General features: G+C 69.8%; 14 protein-coding genes and 3 tRNA genes. 7 read left to right on the plus strand and 10 right to left on the minus strand.

The genetic code is table 11. The annotated features are described in order from the left end of the window. Position 1: 1 nt before the first annotated feature. Both EXE47_RS02615 and EXE47_RS02620 read right to left on the minus strand, forming a co-directional pair. Positions 2-1,567 (minus strand): DNA-directed RNA polymerase subunit B'', encoded by a 1,566-nt coding sequence (locus EXE47_RS02615; RefSeq protein WP_006111499.1) that lies wholly within the window; start codon positions 1,565-1,567, stop codon positions 2-4. Beyond that, positions 1,564-1,794, minus strand: coding sequence for a DNA-directed RNA polymerase subunit H (locus EXE47_RS02620; protein WP_004599097.1), 231 nt, complete (start codon positions 1,792-1,794; stop codon positions 1,564-1,566). The genes EXE47_RS02615 and EXE47_RS02620 overlap by 4 nt, the downstream gene beginning before the upstream one ends. A gap of 239 nt (positions 1,795-2,033) precedes the next feature. On the opposite strand from EXE47_RS02620, the gene EXE47_RS02625 reads away from it, so the two are divergent. Together EXE47_RS02625 and EXE47_RS02630 are read left to right on the plus strand one after the other, a co-directional pair. Beyond that, positions 2,034-2,106 (plus strand) — tRNA-Asp (locus tag EXE47_RS02625). Between the two features lie 30 nt (positions 2,107-2,136). Continuing rightward, positions 2,137-2,209: transfer RNA gene (locus EXE47_RS02630), tRNA-Asp, on the plus strand. 212 nt (positions 2,210-2,421) lie between these two features. Here EXE47_RS02630 and EXE47_RS02635 read toward each other — a convergent pair. The 3 genes from EXE47_RS02635 to EXE47_RS02645 form a co-directional block, all read right to left on the minus strand. Further along, the gene (locus tag EXE47_RS02635; protein ID WP_049932199.1) at positions 2,422-3,426 is read right to left on the minus strand and encodes a histone deacetylase; all 1,005 of its coding nucleotides are present in this window, start codon (positions 3,424-3,426) and stop codon (positions 2,422-2,424) included. Further along, the gene (locus tag EXE47_RS02640) at positions 3,427-3,858 is read right to left on the minus strand and encodes a histone family protein (protein ID WP_049932198.1); all 432 of its coding nucleotides are present in this window, start codon (positions 3,856-3,858) and stop codon (positions 3,427-3,429) included. It lies immediately after the preceding gene. A gap of 89 nt (positions 3,859-3,947) precedes the next feature. Then, positions 3,948-5,438 carry a single-stranded DNA binding protein gene (locus tag EXE47_RS02645; protein WP_179231124.1) on the minus strand — a complete coding sequence of 497 codons (1,491 nt, stop codon included), beginning with the start codon at positions 5,436-5,438 and terminating at the stop codon, positions 3,948-3,950. A gap of 246 nt (positions 5,439-5,684) precedes the next feature. On the opposite strand from EXE47_RS02645, the gene EXE47_RS02650 reads away from it, so the two are divergent. After that, positions 5,685-5,757, plus strand: a tRNA-Arg gene (locus tag EXE47_RS02650). Between the two features lie 336 nt (positions 5,758-6,093). Here the strand turns inward: EXE47_RS02650 and EXE47_RS02655 are convergent. Further along, the gene (locus EXE47_RS02655; protein ID WP_089308680.1) at positions 6,094-7,929 is read right to left on the minus strand and encodes a sodium:proton antiporter; all 1,836 of its coding nucleotides are present in this window, start codon (positions 7,927-7,929) and stop codon (positions 6,094-6,096) included. Positions 7,930-8,081: 152 nt separating this feature from the next. On the opposite strand from EXE47_RS02655, the gene EXE47_RS18385 reads away from it, so the two are divergent. The 3 genes from EXE47_RS18385 to EXE47_RS02665 all read left to right on the plus strand — a co-directional run bounded on the left by EXE47_RS18385 (position 8,082) and on the right by EXE47_RS02665 (position 9,482). Further along, positions 8,082-8,225 carry a hypothetical protein gene (locus EXE47_RS18385; protein ID WP_158293586.1) on the plus strand — a complete coding sequence of 48 codons (144 nt, stop codon included), beginning with the start codon at positions 8,082-8,084 and terminating at the stop codon, positions 8,223-8,225. A 194-nt stretch (positions 8,226-8,419) separates the two neighbouring features. After that, positions 8,420-8,668 (plus strand): hypothetical protein, encoded by a 249-nt coding sequence (locus tag EXE47_RS02660; RefSeq protein ID WP_241897935.1) that lies wholly within the window; start codon positions 8,420-8,422, stop codon positions 8,666-8,668. 133 nt (positions 8,669-8,801) lie between these two features. Next, positions 8,802-9,482, plus strand: a complete 681-nt coding sequence (locus EXE47_RS02665; RefSeq protein WP_089308681.1) for a hypothetical protein — start codon at positions 8,802-8,804, stop codon at positions 9,480-9,482. A 38-nt stretch (positions 9,483-9,520) separates the two neighbouring features. Here EXE47_RS02665 and azf read toward each other — a convergent pair whose 3' ends face one another. From azf to EXE47_RS02685, 4 genes are all read right to left on the minus strand, one after another. Next, positions 9,521-10,414 (minus strand): NAD-dependent glucose-6-phosphate dehydrogenase Azf, encoded by an 894-nt coding sequence (gene azf / locus EXE47_RS02670; RefSeq protein WP_049932190.1) that lies wholly within the window; start codon positions 10,412-10,414, stop codon positions 9,521-9,523. Positions 10,415-10,533: 119 nt separating this feature from the next. Next, positions 10,534-10,884: a cell division protein SepF gene (gene sepF / locus EXE47_RS02675; protein ID WP_049932189.1), complete on the minus strand. Its 351-nt coding sequence runs from the start codon at positions 10,882-10,884 to the stop codon at positions 10,534-10,536. 69 nt (positions 10,885-10,953) lie between these two features. Continuing rightward, the gene (mutS, locus tag EXE47_RS02680; RefSeq protein ID WP_089308682.1) at positions 10,954-13,764 is read right to left on the minus strand and encodes a DNA mismatch repair protein MutS; all 2,811 of its coding nucleotides are present in this window, start codon (positions 13,762-13,764) and stop codon (positions 10,954-10,956) included. An 84-nt stretch (positions 13,765-13,848) separates the two neighbouring features. After that, positions 13,849-14,403 (minus strand): hypothetical protein, encoded by a 555-nt coding sequence (locus EXE47_RS02685; protein WP_049932185.1) that lies wholly within the window; start codon positions 14,401-14,403, stop codon positions 13,849-13,851. 268 nt (positions 14,404-14,671) lie between these two features. Between EXE47_RS02685 and EXE47_RS02690 the strand changes: the two genes are divergently transcribed. After that, the gene (locus EXE47_RS02690; RefSeq protein WP_089308683.1) at positions 14,672-15,568 is read left to right on the plus strand and encodes a hypothetical protein; all 897 of its coding nucleotides are present in this window, start codon (positions 14,672-14,674) and stop codon (positions 15,566-15,568) included. Positions 15,569-15,616: the final 48 nt, after the last annotated feature.

Below are 15,616 nucleotides of genomic sequence, written 5' to 3' on the forward strand. Positions count from 1 at the left end.
ATCAGTCGTCCGCCGTCTGTCGTTCGACGCCCTCGATGCCGGGGATCCCCTCGACACCCATCGACGCCAGTTCTCGTTTCAGCCCCTGTTCGTCCTCAACCGTCTGCGAGAGCTCCATCGCCTGCGCGAAGTTCTTCACGAGCCCGCAGTTCGGCCCCTCCGGCGTCTCGGAGGGACAGATGCGACCCCACTGGGTCGCGTGGAGGTCCCGCGCCTCGAAGTGCGGCTGCGACCGCGACAGCGGCGAGCGCAGGCGCCGCAGGTGCGAGAGCACGCCCATGTAGTCGGTCCGGTCGACGAGCTGGGAGACGCCCGAGCGGCCGCCGACCCAGTTCCCCGTCGCGATCGGGTGTTCGAGGCGCTCGGTCAGCACGTCGGAGCGGACCACCGTGTTGACGGTGAGCTGCCGGTTCCGCATGTTCGCGCGCTCCAGCTGGTACTTCACGTCGCGCGCCAGCTTGTTGAGAGCGGTCCGGAACAGGTCGCGCATCAGGTCGCCGGAGACCTTCAGGCGCTTGTTCGCGTAGTGGTCCTTGTCGTCGGCCTCGCGGCGGTCGAGAGCGAGCTCGAAGCACGCCTCGGCCATCCGGCAGAGGTAGTACGCCTTGTTGATCCGCACGTCCTCCTCGTCGACGCCCTCCTCGTGGAGGTGCGGGAGGAGGTAGCGGTCGATGACGTAGTTCGCCCGCTTGAGCTGGTAGTTCTTCCCCTGACCGCTCGCGACGCGCTCGCCGAGGGTCTCGATTGCCTCCTCGGTCGTCTGGACCGAGGCCTCCTCTAAGTTCTCCAGCATGAACTTCACGATCTCGGGGTCGTCCGAGACGCGGTGGACGATCTCCTCGTCGGATTCGAGCCCGAGCGCGCGGACGAGCGTCACGAAGTCGATGGAGCCGGAGACGGAGGGGAACGACACTTCGAGCAGCCCCTCGCGGTTGCGTTCACAGAGCACTAAGGCGCGGTAGCCCCGGCGCTGGGAGAACGTCTTCGCGACCTGGATCTCGTCGCCGTACTTCGAGTCGTACTCGGCGAGGATCTTGTTCGGCGCCAGGTCCTCCGAGGTCATCAGCACGCGCTCGGAGCCGTTGACGATGAAGTAGCCGCCGGGGTCGACGGGGTCCTCGCCGATGTCGATGAGCTCCTCGTCGGAGAAGCCCGCCATGTTACACTTGTCCGAGCCGACCATGATCGGCATCCGACCGACCTTCGTCTCGGTCGTGTCGACGACCTGCTCCGGTTCGTCCTCGCCGCCGCGGACGATGGACATCTCCATGAACACGGGCGCCGAGTAGGTGATGTTGCGGAGGCGCGCCTCTTGGGGATAGAGCAGCTCCTCGGAGCCGTCGGCCTCGCGGACGCGCGGGGTGACCATCCGCACGTCGCCGAGCTCGACGTAGACGGGCTCCTGGCCCTCCTTGTCGCCGATGTCCGTCTCGATCGTCTCCTTCTCGTCGACGACTTCCTGCATGCCGCGGTCCAGGAAGTTGTTGAACGAGCGGAAGTGGTGTTCGGCGAGCCGTTCGTCGGAGAAGTATTCGCGTGAAACCACGCGTCGGTCTTGCCTGTTCATGAGACGACCAGTCGATACACGACCGCCTCGTCGGTCGTGCGGGAGTCGCGGACGATCTTCACCACGTCCCCGACCTCGGCCTCGTCGGGGAGCGCGGGATCCGTGCGTTTGATCTTCGGTAAGTTCGTTTTCTTCACGTCGTACTCCGCCAGGACCTCTTCGACCTCCTCGGGGTCGTCGAGGAGGACGTGGTCCGGGACGAGTTCGTGTTGGCTTACGTCTACCATGGGTGCTGGTGGTGGGGAGAAGCTATCACGAGATACTACAGGTAGGTATATGCGCCAGCGTCATAAGACTTACCAAGCGCCGCCGCGCGCGGCTCACGGGTCGCGGGGCGTTCGACACTCCCACACACGCGAGGTTGACACAAAAGGATATCGGAGGCAACCCCCCTGTCACCGGACCCCATCCTCGTCGGCGATGACAAGCCTTATTTGCCAGACAGGGATACGAACTGGTACGACAAGCCCGGATGGTGTAGTGGCCCATCATACGACCCTGTCACGGTCGTGACGCGGGTTCAAATCCCGCTCCGGGCGTCCCCGGTTTCGGGGCGCTGTCGCTTGGTTGCCCGGATGGTGTAGTGGCCCATCATACGACCCTGTCACGGTCGTGACGCGGGTTCAAATCCCGCTCCGGGCGTTTCTGCTGTCGCAATTGCGAGCGAGGAGCGGTAGCGACGAGCGAGTACCGCGACAGCAGAAACCGTCGAAGGGATTTGAGTCAGGGAGTGAAGCGAGCGTAGCGAGCGGAACGACCGGGGTTCAAATCCCGCTCCGGGCGTTTCTGTCGACGCCGACTACGAGCGAGGAGCGATAGCGACGAGCGAGTCCGGCGTCGACCCACCTTCCGGGCTACAGGTCCAGTTCCGCCCGCAGGTCGTCGACGAGGGACTCGGTCTTCGCGTCCGGGTCCTCGTCGGTGTCGACCGGGGGGCGCCCGTCGTACGTCTCGTGGACCATCGAGACCCCCTCGGCGAGCGTGTCGAGGCCGTATCCGCCCTCCAGCACGTACGCGTGGGCGGCGCCGGCGTCATCGGCGAGCGTCCGGATCCGGTCGGTCAACAGCGCGTACCCCTCCGAGGAGACGCGCATCCGCGAGATGGGGTCGTGGCGGTGCGCGTCGAACCCCGCCGAGACGATCAGCAGGTCGGGGTCGAACCGATCGATCGCAGGCCCGATCCCCTCGTCGACGGCGTAGAGGTAGTCGGCGTCGCCGGCACCGGCCGCCAGCGGGAGGTTCACGGTCGTCCCGTCGCCGTCTCCCTCGCCGGTCTCGTCGAGGTCTCCCGTGTCCGGGTAGAGGCCGTCCTCGTGGATCGACGCGTAGAGGACGTCGCCGCGGTCGTAGAAGATGTCCTGCGTGCCGTTCCCGTGGTGCACGTCCCAGTCGAAGATCGCGACGCGGTCAGCGAGGTCCTCGTCGAGGGCGGTCTGGGCCGCGACGGCGGCGTTGTTGAAGAAGCAGAACCCCATCGCGTCGTCGGTGACGGCGTGGTGGCCCGGCGGGCGGCCGATCGCGAACGGGGTCTGCCGCCCGGTCGAGCCGTCGAGCGCCGCGCGGGCGGCCCACTGGGCGAGCCCGGCCGAGGTGAGCGCCGCGTCCCACGTCCCGTCGCTGGCAACGGTGTCGGGGTCCCAGCTGCCGCCGCCGTCCGCGACGAACGACTCCAGTTCGTCGACGTAATCGGGGTCGTGAACGGCCGAGACGGCCGCCTTCGCCGCGGGATCGGCCTCGACGTACTCGACGCCGTGCCGCTTCGCGAGACCGCGGCGGATCGCGCGGAGTCGGTCGGGGTTCTCCGGGTGTCGCTCACCGGTGTCGTGGTCGAGACACCGCTCGCTGTAGCCAAACTGCATCTACTCGAACAACGCGAAGTACGTCTCGATGTCCTCGGCCTGTACGGTCCGTCGGTCCGCGTGCCGGGCCAGCGTCGCGGCCGCGCTCGCGACGTTGTCGGCGTAGTCTTCCAAAATGTCGGCCAGCGCGACGCGCGCGTCGACGCCGACCCGATAGCGGTCGTCGATCCGGAGTCGAGCGATCCGGTCGATGGGCGCGACCGGGAGCGTGAGATCCTCCCGGCCGACGACCTGCTCGACGCCGAAGTCCGCGGCCATCAGCGTCTTCCGGCCGTCCGCGGTCGCCTGCTCGGCCGCGTCGACGGCGAGCTCGGCGCCGTGCGATTGGATCCGTCGCGCGAGCTCCTCGGCGGCGTCCGCGCTGACGCGGAGTTCCCCCGCGTTCCGCCGGATGATCCCGTCGACCGGCGCGAACGGTAACTCGACACTCATACACACAGTCGCGTCCGTGTGTCGTATAACGCTTTCCGTTACCCGCTTTGCCGCCGGATCCGGACGGGCCGCCGCGGCGGTCGGGCGCGTCAGAAGACGTCGTCGGCGTCGATGGTCCCGTCGCGCTCCGGGCCGCGGACGGTTATCTCCTCGCCGAGCCGGAGGCTCGCGTCGGTGTCGACCGATTTCGTCTGCTGTCCGTCGTCGAGCACGACCGGGTCTCCGGTCTGGACGACCGTGCCGGTGAACTCGACGGCGCCGTCCGATCGCTCCGCCGCCGCGGTCGCCGCGCCGCCGCTCGCACCGCTCCCTTCCTCGTCGCCGGCCTCACCGGCGACGGCCTCGGCCGCCGCCTTCTTGCCGTCATCGGAGAAGGCACCGAGGCCGGTTTCGTTCGACCCGCGGCCGTCTCCGTCGCCCCCGGTGCTTCCGGCCCCGGACGCGCCGCCCGCGACGCCGGCCGCCGCGTCGCTCCCCTCGTCGAGGACGGAGACGGTCGAGCGCCAGTTCGCGGACGCCTCGAGGTCGTCCTGCCAGCCGTCCTGGATCTCGACGTCGGTGAAGACGACCCGGTCGGCCAGTTCGATCTCGCGGTCGGCCTTGTCGCCCCACAGCGCGACGCGGATCTCGCCGGTCTCGTCTTTGATCCGGACGTTGCGGACCTGTCCCTCGCTGCCGTCGTCGCGGTCGAACGTCCGCTTCGGGTCGGTCTCGATGACGCCGCCCCCGATGTCGACGGTCTGGCCGATCTCGAGGTCGGCGATGTCGGTGGTCTCCGGGACGTACTCGACGTCCTCGTCGACGCGCTCGACCGTGCCGCGGTCGCCGACGTGGAGCTCCAGGTCGCCGTCGCGCTCGCGGACGTAGCCGTCGCCGACCTCGACGACCTCGCCCGCCGCGAACTCCTCGGCGAGGTCGGCCTTCCCGTCCCAGAGCGTGACGCGCACGCGCCCCGTCTCGTCGCCGAGCGTGAGGTTGGCGACGCGTCCCTCGCTGCCGTCGTCGCGGTCGAACGTCCGGATCGAGTCGGTGTCTAACACCTGCCCCACGAGGTCCACGTCGGACGCCCCGAGCGTCAGGTCCTCGACGCGGTAGGTGTCGAGCACTTGGACGTCGACCTCGGCGTCCTCGTCCGGCTCGACCTTGTCCGCGCTCACTTCGAGGCCGCTGTACCCCTCCTTGGGACGGCCCATGACGCGGAGGACCTGCCCGACTTCGAGCTCCTCCTCGGCCGCCGCGGCCATGTCGTCCCACAGTGCGACCCGGACGGAGCCGGAGGCGTCGGCGACATCGACGTTACACACGCGACCCTCCTCCGCGTCCTCGTCGTCGCGCTCGAAGGTCCGGATCTCGCCGATGGCTGTCACCTTGCCGAGGAACTTCACCTCGTTCATCCCCGGTTCGATGTCGGCGATGGTGTCGGCCTCCTCGTCGCGCAGCTCGTGTGCGATGAGCATCGCGGCGGTCTCCTCGTCCGCGAGCCCGCCCATCTGCTCGACCTTGTCCTCGACGGCGGCCTCGAACTCCTCGAACTCGACGTCGGTGTCGAGGTCCTCGTACACCTCCTCTATGGCGCCCATACTCGTCCCTCCGTGGTCGACGGGTTCGCGCATAAGCGTTGCCGTTGGCCGGGGGTCGCGCCGGACACCCCCCGGTCGGCACGGGGACCGGAGCGGGTCGCGGTCGCGGCTCGAAAGCGTCTCATGGGCGTTCATGGGTCCCGTCGATACAAAAGGTGTTCATCCGGCACGGGGAGTATGCGGACCGCAGGCACGCGGCCGCCGGACCGTAACCGTCTTAAGTTCCACCGCGATACGTAGAGATGAGTCCTGGTAGGGTAGTGGACTATCCTCTTGGCTTGCGGAGCCAGGGACCGGAGTTCAAATCTCCGTCAGGACGTTTTCGGACAAACCAAACGGCGAGCGTAGCGAGCCGTGCGTGTGTCCGAAAACTCCGCGAAGATTTGAGCAGGAAAGTCGCAGCGGCCGAGCGAAGCGAGGCCGAACGTCTTTCCGAGTTCAAATCTCCGTCAGGACGCTCACTTTGCGGCTGCCTCACTTCGTTCGGCAGCGACTGCGTTCGGTCCCGACGTGCCCGACGCTTGTTTCACTCGCGTCGGACTCCGTCGAGACGTTTCGGCCACACCAAACGACGGGCGCAGTGGAGAGTATGTCGCCCCCGCGACTGGGGCTCAGAGCCGGTCACCCTCACTCCACGGGCGATCTGACCGAGCTGTTAATCGTGCGGGTGGAACCGCTCCATCGCTCGGCGGACCCCGTCGGTGGCGCCGATGAACGTCACGCTGTCGCCCATTTCGAGGACGCTGTCGGCCGAGGGAACGCGGTTCTCGCCGTCGCGGCTGATCACGGCGACGAAGGTGTCGTCCGGGATCCGCGCGTTGAGGTCGCGGATGCTCTTCCCCGCCAATTCGCGAGAGGTCACCTCAACCTCCTGAACGTCGTGGCTGTCGCCGAGCTCGTTCATCCAGTGGGTGAGCGCGGGGCGTTCTATCTCGTCGTCGATGGCCGCCGCGGTCGCCGTCGTGGCGTCGATGCCGGTGACGCCGATGCTGTCGAAGGCGTCGACGTTGTCCGGGTCGTTCACCCGTGAGTAGACGGACGCAACGTCGAACTTGGTGATGGCGAGCTGGCACGCGAGGAGATTGATGTCGTCGTCGGCCGTCGTCGTGATGAACCGCTTCGCGTCGTCGATGTCGGCGGCGCGAAGCGCCTCCGTGTCGCTTCCGTCCCCCTCGTAGACGGTGAACCCCTCTGCGCGCGCCCGTTCGGCGACGTCCGGGTCCGTCTCGACGACGACGACGTACTCGCCCCTGTTCTCCAGTCGCGTGGCGAGCGCCTGACCGACCCGGCCCCCGCCGATGATTATCGTGCGCATTGGTGACACTCCGAGAAACTCTCCGATCTGCCGCGCGAACCCCGCCTCGACGAGGACCGTCGCGAAGATGACCGCGAACACCGTGCCGACGAGCAGTTCGCCGGCGGCGATGCTGCCAGCGAGCTCCAACTCGATGGCGAACAGCGTCGCCACGCTCGCCGGGATGATCCCCCGCGGCCCGACGGTCGCGATGAACAGGCGCTCCGGGCGGGTGAACCGTTCGACGCCGAACGTCGCGAGGAACGCACCGAGGGGTCGCAAGACGAGCATGATGACGGCGACGATCGCGATCACGCCGACCCCGAGGCCGGCGATCGCCTCGACGTCGATCAGCGCGGCGAGCGAGATGAAGACGAAGGATAAGACGATCGTGGTGGTGTTCTCCGCGAACGTCTCTATCTCCTCGCGGTTGTCGATCCCGAGGTTCCCGAGGAGGATCCCGCTCGTCGCCGCCGCCGCGATGCCCGCCTCCGCGGCGACGGCCTCGGCGGCCGCGAACGAGCCGATCGCGGCCGACAGCACGAGGAACTGCGACGCCTGCACGTCGCGTTCGGGGACGATGTCGCTGTCCAGTAACAGGTAGATGATCCCCGTGGCGAGCAGCCCCGCGGCGACGCCGACGCCGAACCGCTGGAGGAAGGACAGCACCGTCGCGGGGACGCCGAGGTCATCGAGCAGCAGCGTCTCGAAGATGACGACCGCGACGATCGCGGCCGTCACGTCGTTGACGATCCCCTCCGTCTCCAGCGCGGTCGCGACGTGGTCCCGCACCCGGACCACGTTGAGGATCGGCGTGATGACGGTCGGGCCGGTCGCCACCAGCAGCGCGCCGATCAGCAGCGCGATCTCCCACGTGCCGTCCGTGAACGCGCGGACCGCCGCCGCGGTGCCGAGGAACATCACGACCGCGCTGATCGTCACCAGCCGGAGCGACACCGTCGACGCGCGGCGGATCCGGTCGATCCGGAGCGCGAACGCCCCCTCGAAGACGATGATCGCGACACTGAGTCCGACGATGATCTCCAGCCCCTCACCGAACGTCTCCAGCGTGACGAGGCCGAGCAGCTCGGGTCCGAGCACCACGCCGATTGCGAGGTAGAAGATGACGCTCGGCACCCGGAGCCGGTGAGCGAGCAGCTGGACCGCGAGCCCCGAGACGAGAATCACCGCGATCACTGGGAGTAGACTACTGGACACGTCGATCGACAGTACGACCCCCTACGTCGTTAGTGTACTGGTGGATCCGCCGACGCCGAGCGGAGTGGCGGAGACCGGCCACGACATTGGTTTCCACACACGGGAAACTATTAATCCGGTTCCGTCACACGGTGAACGTACGCCCGGTCGATCCCCACCGCCGGGTCGAATCCATGACCGTCCGCGACCCCATTCCGACGTTCGCCCCCCGCTGGAGCGTCCGGAAACGGGTCCGCGGGCCGGTCGCCGCTCTCCTCGGTGCCGTCGCCGCGTGACCCCGACGCGGGGGCGGCCCGCTCGCTGCCGACGCGAGCGACCGCTTCTACCGGACTGCTCTCGACACCGATCCGTCGCCCTCCGACCGCGCGGTGCGGTCTCCGGCGGCCGAACTGACGCCGACCGCGAGGCGCACGCCTCGCACCACCACCCCAATCCGACGATGACAGCAGATCGACCCCCCTCCAGACGCATGGTTCGCCCCGACCTGTACGCGTGCCCGCACCCGACCGAGTCCCTCCCGTCGCTCGGCGCGACGATCGCCTTGGCGGCGCTGCCGGCCGTGGTGGTCGGGGTCCTCGCGTTTCCGATCGCGGCCGCGGTCGCGCTGGCGGCCCTCGCCGGCGCGGTCGTCGGCGCGGCGCTCCACCGACGGTATCCGAGCGCGGTCGGCCGGACGCTCCGCCTCCCGGCCGACGACGCGAGCATCCGAGAGACCTGACCGACCCCGCTGACACACGAACCCTCCGCCTCCCACTGACGCACGAACCCTCCGCCTCCTGCTGACGCTCCGCCCTCCCCCGAGCCGCTCGCGGAACTCGACATTTATCACTCGCCGCCACCGACCGCGACGCGTGAGCGACCGCGACTCGGAGGCACGGAGCGACCGCGGGGACGCCGTCCATCGCGATCGCGTCGTCGCCGGCGCCACGCTGTTCAACGAGGGGCACCCCCTCGCGGCGCGTCACGTCTGGGAAGCGGCGGGGGCGTCGATCGATGACGGCGGCGGGGAAGACGCAGAGCGACCGGAGGACGCCGAGCGACTGCTTCGGGGGCTGACCGCGACCGCGACGGCGACGCACCGCGCGGCCGACGGCGACGAGCTGGGCGCTTCCGAGCGCGCGGCGGACGCCGTCACGGCGCTGACGGCGGACTCCGACTCGCTGGGGGTCGCGATGGCCCCCGTCCGGGAGTGGGCTGAGCGGCTCGCCGAGGCGCCAGAGGCGACGGGGCCGGCGACGCCGCCGCGGATCCGCGTCGACGGCGAGACGCCGACGTTCGGCGATCTGTCGCTCGGGGCGGTGGGTCTCGCGGTGCCGGCGCTCGCGGCGACGGGCGAGCCGGGCGACGCAGCGACGCTCGCGACCGCGGCCGAGTTCGCGTCCGCGGAGCGCGGGACCGGGCGGACCAAGTTCGCCGAACTGCTGCTCGCGTACCTGCGGACGCCGGACGCGCGGCCGCAGGTGGCCGCGCGACTGGGAGACCACGTGGAGCGAGAAGAGCGGAAGCGGCGGGACGTGGAGGACCTGTTCTAGCGGCGCGGTCCGGCGCGAGGGCGGCCGGCGGCGGCCGCTCAGGCGTCGTCGCTCGGCGCGTCCGGGTCAGCCGGGAAGTTGGGCTCAGCGGGCGCGTCGGCGGCGTCCGCGCCGGCGGCGTAGCGGCCGCCGTTCGTCTCGGTGTCGCGGTCCGGCTTGGGTTCGCCCTCGAAGGTGTAGTCGCCCGAGTTGTCCGCGGGGTCGTAGCCCAGCGCCTCGCGGGCTCGCTCGATGGAGTAGTAGCGCCGGTCGTTGTCCGAGATGCCGTACACGACCTCGTAGCCGTACGTCGCCCGGAGACAGCGGTCGAACAGGTGCGCGCAGTCGCGGTGCGAGAGCCACATCGCCTGCCCCCGCTCGTACTCGCGGGGCGGGTGGTCCTTGGTGAGGTTCCCGATGCGGACGCAGACGACGCTCATGTCGAACTCGTCGTGGTAGAAGCGGCCGAGCGACTCGCCGGCCGCCTTCGAGACGCCGTAGAGGTTGCCGGGGCGCGGGAGTTCGCTCCCGTCGAGCCGGTACTCGTCTTCGGGGCGGTACAGGTCGGGCGTCCGCTCGTCGGTCTCGTAGCCGCCGACGGCGTGGTTCGAGGAGGCGAACGCGAACTTCTCGACGCCGGCCTCGGCGGCGGCGCGCATCACGACCTGCGTCCCGTCGATGTTGTTCCGGAGGACGGAGTCCCACGGCGCCGTCTTCCGCGGGTCGCCGGCGAGGTGGATCACCGCGCCGACGTCGGCGATCGCCTCGCGGACGGCGCGCTCGTCGGTGATGTCGGCGACGTACCGGTCGGCGTCGGTGACCCCGTCGGGCACCTTCGCCGCCGGGAGCGGCTCGCGGTCGAGGAGCCGCCAGTCGTAGTCGTCGCCGATACCGCGGAGGATGGCCTGTCCCACCCGTCCGCCGGCGCCCGTCAGCAGTACCGGCTCGTCCATTCGACTCTACGTGGGCGGGAGAACGGCATATATGACACGGTTCGACCGGTACGCCCGAATGCCGGCCGCGAGGCCGGGGTCACGAGAGGAAACGGGGACGAGCGGTCGGGAGGGCGCGCCTATAGCTTCTGCCGCGAGACCTTGACGCCGGTGGGGGTGACGATGATCTGGTCGTCGCCCTTCTGGACGATGTCGCCGTCGACCTCCTGGACGACCTGCCGGAGCTCGTCGTAGACGTGTTCTATCGTCCGGTCCGACGTGGAGTGGCGGGTGATGTCGGCGATGACGAAGTCGCCGTCGTACACCGCGTCCTTGATCGGGATGACGTCGCTCTGGTCGGCGATCTCCGCGAAGTGTACCTGCGTGTCCGTTTCCGCGTGCGCGTCGGCGAAGTCGTCCGCGTCGAGTTCGACGTAGTCGTCGACGGAGCGGCTCCCACCCCCGCCGAGGATCTTGCTCATGATGCCCATACACACCACACGACGAGGTCGGACATTAGTTCTTACGTCAGACGCACCCCCCGGCGAGCGGACGCGGCCTCAGTCGAGTCGCTCCTGCCACTCCTGGACCCGCGAGAGCAGCTCCACCGGGGGCGTCTCCGCGACGTCGACGTCGCTCAGCTCCTCGATCACGGCGCGGGTCTCGGCGTCGAGCCGCTCGGCCGCCTCGGCGTCGGATCCGGTCGCTGCGGTCTTCGCAGCGCCGCCGGAGCCGCCGGATTCGACCGACGTGTCCGCGGAATTGCCTCCGTTCCGACGCGCGTTCGAGGGCTGGGCGTCCGCCCCCGTTTCCCCGTCGGCGTCGGACGCGTCCGAGAACGACCCGGACGAGAGGTCGAACACGACCTGCTGGGTGCCGCCTTCGCCGTCGCCGCCGGCGCCACTGCGGCTCCCGTTTCTCCCGGTCCGCGAGCCGCGGGCCTCGATCGCCTTCTCCTCGCGGAGCCGGTCGAGGACCCCGTCCGAGCGGGAGACGACGGGGTCCGGGACGCCGGCGAGGTCGGCGACGTGGACGCCGTACGAGCGGTTGGTCGGGCCGTCCCGGACGGTGCGGAGGAACGTCACCTCGCCGTCGCGCTCGTCGACGGCGACGTGGACGTTCTCGACGCGCGGAAGGTGGTCGGCGAGCGTCGTCAGCTCGTGGTAGTGGGTGGCGAAAAGGGTGCGCGCGCGGACCTCGTTGTGGAGGTACTCGGTCGCGGCCCACGCGATGGAGATGCCGTCGTAGGTGGCGGTGCCGCGGCCGACCTCGTCGAGGATGACCAGCGAGTCCTCGGTGGCCGAGTGGAGGATGTTCGACAGCTCCTGCATCTCCACCATGAACGTCGATCGACCCTGCGCCAGCTCGTCGAGCGCGCCGACACGCGTGTAGATGCCGTCGACGAGCCCCACCTCGGCGGCTCGCGCGGGGACGAACGAGCCCGCCTGCGCGAGCAGCTGGATCAGCGCAGCCTGCCGCATGTACGTCGACTTGCCGCTCATGTTCGGGCCGGTAACGATGAGGAAGCCGCGGTCGGCGTCGAGCCGCAGGTCGTTCGGGACGAAGTCGGTCGTCCCCTCGACGACGGGGTGGCGGCCGGCCTCCACGTCGAGCCGGCGCTCCGTCGTCAGCTCCGGGCGCGTCCAGTCGCGACGCGCGGCGTGGGTCGCGAGCGAGGCGAGCGCGTCGAGTTCGGCGATCGCGCGCCCGGCGTCCTGAAGCAGTTCCGCGCGCTCGGCGACGCGCTCGCGCAGTTCCTCGAACAGCTCGTACTCCAGCTCGCCGCGGGCCTCCTCGAGGCGGAGGACCTCCCGTTCCTTCTCCGCGAGCTCGTCGGTGACGAACCGCTTCGAGTTCTTCAGCGTCTTGATCTCGCGGTAGTGCTCGGGCACCTGATCGGCGACCGACTTGCCGACCTGAATGTAGTAGCCGTCCGTCTTGTTGCGGTCGACGGTGACGTGGCTGAGCCCGTGCTCTCGCTTCTCGCGCTCCGCGAGCCCGTCGAGCCACGAGTTCACGCCCTCGTGGCGGTCGATCAGGTCGTCGAGTTCGTCGTCGTAGCCGCGCTTCAGGAGTCCGCCGCTCGTCTTCGCCTTGGGCGGATCCTCGGCGAGGGCGTCGGCGAGCTCTTCCCGGAGCGCGGCCGCGCGGTCGCGGTCGACCCTACCGAGCACGGCGGCCGCGGGTGAGTCGGCGAGGGCGGTGTCGTCGAGCGCGTCCGCGAGGGCGGGCAGCAGCGCGAGCGTGTCGCGGATCGAGAGCAGTTCGCGCGCGCCCGCGCTCCCGCTCGTCGTGCGCGCCGCGAGCCGTTCGAGGTCGTACGCGTCGCCGAGCACCTCGCGGAGCCGGTCGCGCGCGAGCGCCGCGGACGCCAGCGCCTCGACCGCGTCGAGCCGGTCGTCGAGCGTCCGGCGATCGCGGCGCGGCCGGGTGAGCCACTCGCGGAGTAACCGCCCGCCGGCGGCCGTGAGTGTGTGGTCCACCGTGTCGAACAGCGAGCCGTCGGCGTCGCCCCGCATCGTCTCCGTGATCTCGAGGTTGCGCTGCGTGGTCGCGTCCACGTCGACGCGGTCGTCCGCGCCGTACGCCGTCAGGCGGGTCATCGAGGCCAACACGCCCGCCCCCGTCTCCTCGACGTACGAGAGGACCGCGCCCGCGGCGCGGACGGCGAGCGTCGAGTCGAGCCCGACGCTGTCGGTCGTCTCGCGGCCGAACTGCTCCCGTACCGCGTGCTCTGCGCGCCCGGTCGCGAACGCCTCCGCGTCGAAGGCGGTGACGCGTCCCGAGAGGTCCTCGCGGACCGCCCCGAGCAGGCCGTCGTCGTTCCGGACCTGCGGACCGGGCAGCACCTCGGCCGGGTCGAACCGGTACAGCTCCGCGCGCAGGTCGCCCCCGTCGTCGACGGTCGTGGCGAGGAACCGCCCCGTGGTCACGTCGGCGAACGCGAGGCCGTACGGCCCGTCGTCGGCGGGTCCGTCCGCCGCGCCGCGCCCGTCCTCCTCGCGGACGACCGCCGCGAGGTAGCGCGCGTCGTCGTCGCTCGTCTCCAACACCGTGCCCGGCGTGACGACGCGGACGATCTCGCGGGCGTGGTCGCCGCCCTCGGTCTCGTACTGGTCCGCGACCGCGACCCGGTAGCCGCGCTCGACCAAGGCGTTCACGTACGGCGTCAGCTCCGAGAGGGGCACGCCCGCCATCGGGTACGACGAGCCGTGGGAGGACTTCTGCGAGATCGACAGATCGAGCTCGTCGGCGACCAACTCCGCGTCGTCCGCAAAGAACTCGTAGAAGTCGCCGCACTGCATCGCGAGGACGTCCGCGTCCGTCTCCGCCTTGAGATCGAGGAACTCCCCGACGATCCCCGTTGCCATATGTCTCTACTCCCGCCGTGCGCGGCTAAAACCCTGCGGGTGTCCGTCCGGTCGGCCCGAGCCCCGCCGCGCGCCGGCGCGCCGTCATCCCAGCCGGTTCCGCTTCGTCGACGCCCGGTGAGCGATCCCGGACGCCCCGAACACGAGCGTGAAGAGCGCCGCGTACGCGTACCCGGAGACCGCGCCGAACGGGGCGGTCCCGGTCCACCCCGCCGTCGCCAGCAGTCCGCAGACGACCGCGAGCCCCGCGTAGTACTCGGCCCAGAGGATCTCGTTCTCCGAGACGATCTCCAGGTACACCTCCAGCTGTCGGCTCTCCTCGGTAAGCGACACCAGCCCCCGGTCCGACTCGTAGTCGATGAACCCGCTCGCCGCCAGCTTCGGCAGGTGCGACTGGTGGAGCGCGGTGTACACGCGCTTGCGCTGCTTGTACGTCACCGCCGGAATCTCGACGTCGTTCTCCCACGCGGCCAGCTGCTCGGCGATATCCCTGACGCGCGCCTCGGTGCCGTTGGTCTTCAGGTACTTGATCACGTTGCGACGCCGCCGATTGCTCAGCGCGGTGAACACCTCGTCGCGCGAGGGGCCCTCACCGTCGGTGTCCGACGACGCCGCTTGCTTGGCGAGTTGTGGTGTCATAGCTCATACATGCCGAATGAGAGTACGGTTATCATGGGAGGATATATCACTTCGCATTGTACCCACTAGAGCCGGTCCCCGGAAGATTCGCCCGAACAGAAGCGTACACACTCGCCGTACTTCGGGCGTTCTTGACGTCTCCGACACAGTTCATCACATCGATACAAGTGGATTTGTCCGGCGCTGTAACGATGTTGTGGGCCGGAGAGCCCGCGTCGGACGCGGTAGGCGGCGCATACATAGGTCGGTGCGTCGCGTTCGGACCAGCATGAACGTGTCACGAGACTCGGTCGTCGGTCGCCTCCGGCAGCCCGCGCGCGCCGTCGTCGGTCGCCTCCGGCAGCCGGAGTACACCGGTGCGAACCGGTGTCTCCCCTGTACGGCCGTCAACGTCGGCATCGCGGCGGCCGGGGCGGGAGCGGTGGCCGCGGTGGGCGCGCCGCTACTCGGGGCGGTCGGGTTCGGCGGCGCGCTCGGAGCCATCTGGCTCCGCGGGTACCTCGTTCCCGGGACGCCGGAACTCACGAAGCGCTACCTCCCGGAGCGGGCGCTCGCGCTGTTCGGCAAGGCGCCCGGCAACGCCGAGCCCCGCGGGCTGGGCGTCGGTGAGGTAGACCCCGAAACGTACCTCCTCGACGCGGGCGTCCTCGTCGAGACGCCCGCAGGCGACGACTTCGCGTTCGCCCCCGACTTCGCCGCGTCGTGGCGGGCGGCGGCCGAGGACGGGGCGGGAGCGACGCCCGACGAGGGGAGACGGACCGACCGCGACGACCTCGCGGCGCTCGCGGCGCTCACCGGACTCGACCGGCACGAACTCTCAATCGACTGGCGGGGCGGCGCGGGGTTCGCGTACGCCGGCGAGGAGCGGATCGGTCACTGGGAGTCGCGGCCGGCGTTCCGGGCCGACGTCGCGGCCGACCGCGTGCTGACGGGGCTCGACGGCGACTGGGCGGATCGCCCGCTCGCCGAGCGGAGCGCGGTCCTCGGCGCCCTCCGGCTGTTCGTCGCGGAGTGTCCGTCGTGCGCCGGGGACGTGGCGCTCGAAGAGCGCGTCGTCGAGTCCTGCTGTTCCAGCTACGACGTGGTCGCCGGTCGCTGTGCGGGCTGTGACGCGCGGGTGTTCGAACTGCGACTGCCGGCGTCGCTCGCGGCCGCGAGCGAGTAGGAAGCCGAGGGAGGTCGGACGAGTCGAGAGGAATGGACGGTCAGTTTT

It is taken from the genome of Halorubrum sp. GN12_10-3_MGM, from assembly GCF_005435235.1.
Lineage (GTDB): Archaea > Halobacteriota > Halobacteria > Halobacteriales > Haloferacaceae > Halorubrum > Halorubrum ezzemoulense.

Coding starts and splice junctions, on each gene's coding strand:
- EXE47_RS02620 (WP_004599097.1), bottom strand. CDS start 1,794: ATGGTAGACGTAAGCCAACACGAACTCGTCCCGGACCACGTCCTCCTC.
- mutS (WP_089308682.1), bottom strand. CDS start 13,764: ATGGCAACGGGGATCGTCGGGGAGTTCCTCGATCTCAAGGCGGAGACG.
- EXE47_RS02660 (WP_241897935.1), top strand. CDS start 8,420: ATGGTTCGCCCCGACCTGTACGCGTGCCCGCACCCGACCGAGTCCCTC.
- EXE47_RS02690 (WP_089308683.1), top strand. CDS start 14,672: ATGAACGTGTCACGAGACTCGGTCGTCGGTCGCCTCCGGCAGCCCGCG.
- sepF (WP_049932189.1), bottom strand. CDS start 10,884: ATGGGCATCATGAGCAAGATCCTCGGCGGGGGTGGGAGCCGCTCCGTC.
- EXE47_RS02640 (WP_049932198.1), bottom strand. CDS start 3,858: ATGAGTGTCGAGTTACCGTTCGCGCCGGTCGACGGGATCATCCGGCGG.
- azf (WP_049932190.1), bottom strand. CDS start 10,414: ATGGACGAGCCGGTACTGCTGACGGGCGCCGGCGGACGGGTGGGACAG.
- EXE47_RS02635 (WP_049932199.1), bottom strand. CDS start 3,426: ATGCAGTTTGGCTACAGCGAGCGGTGTCTCGACCACGACACCGGTGAG.
- EXE47_RS02645 (WP_179231124.1), bottom strand. CDS start 5,438: ATGGGCGCCATAGAGGAGGTGTACGAGGACCTCGACACCGACGTCGAG.
- EXE47_RS02685 (WP_049932185.1), bottom strand. CDS start 14,403: ATGACACCACAACTCGCCAAGCAAGCGGCGTCGTCGGACACCGACGGT.
- EXE47_RS02615 (WP_006111499.1), bottom strand. CDS start 1,567: ATGAACAGGCAAGACCGACGCGTGGTTTCACGCGAATACTTCTCCGAC.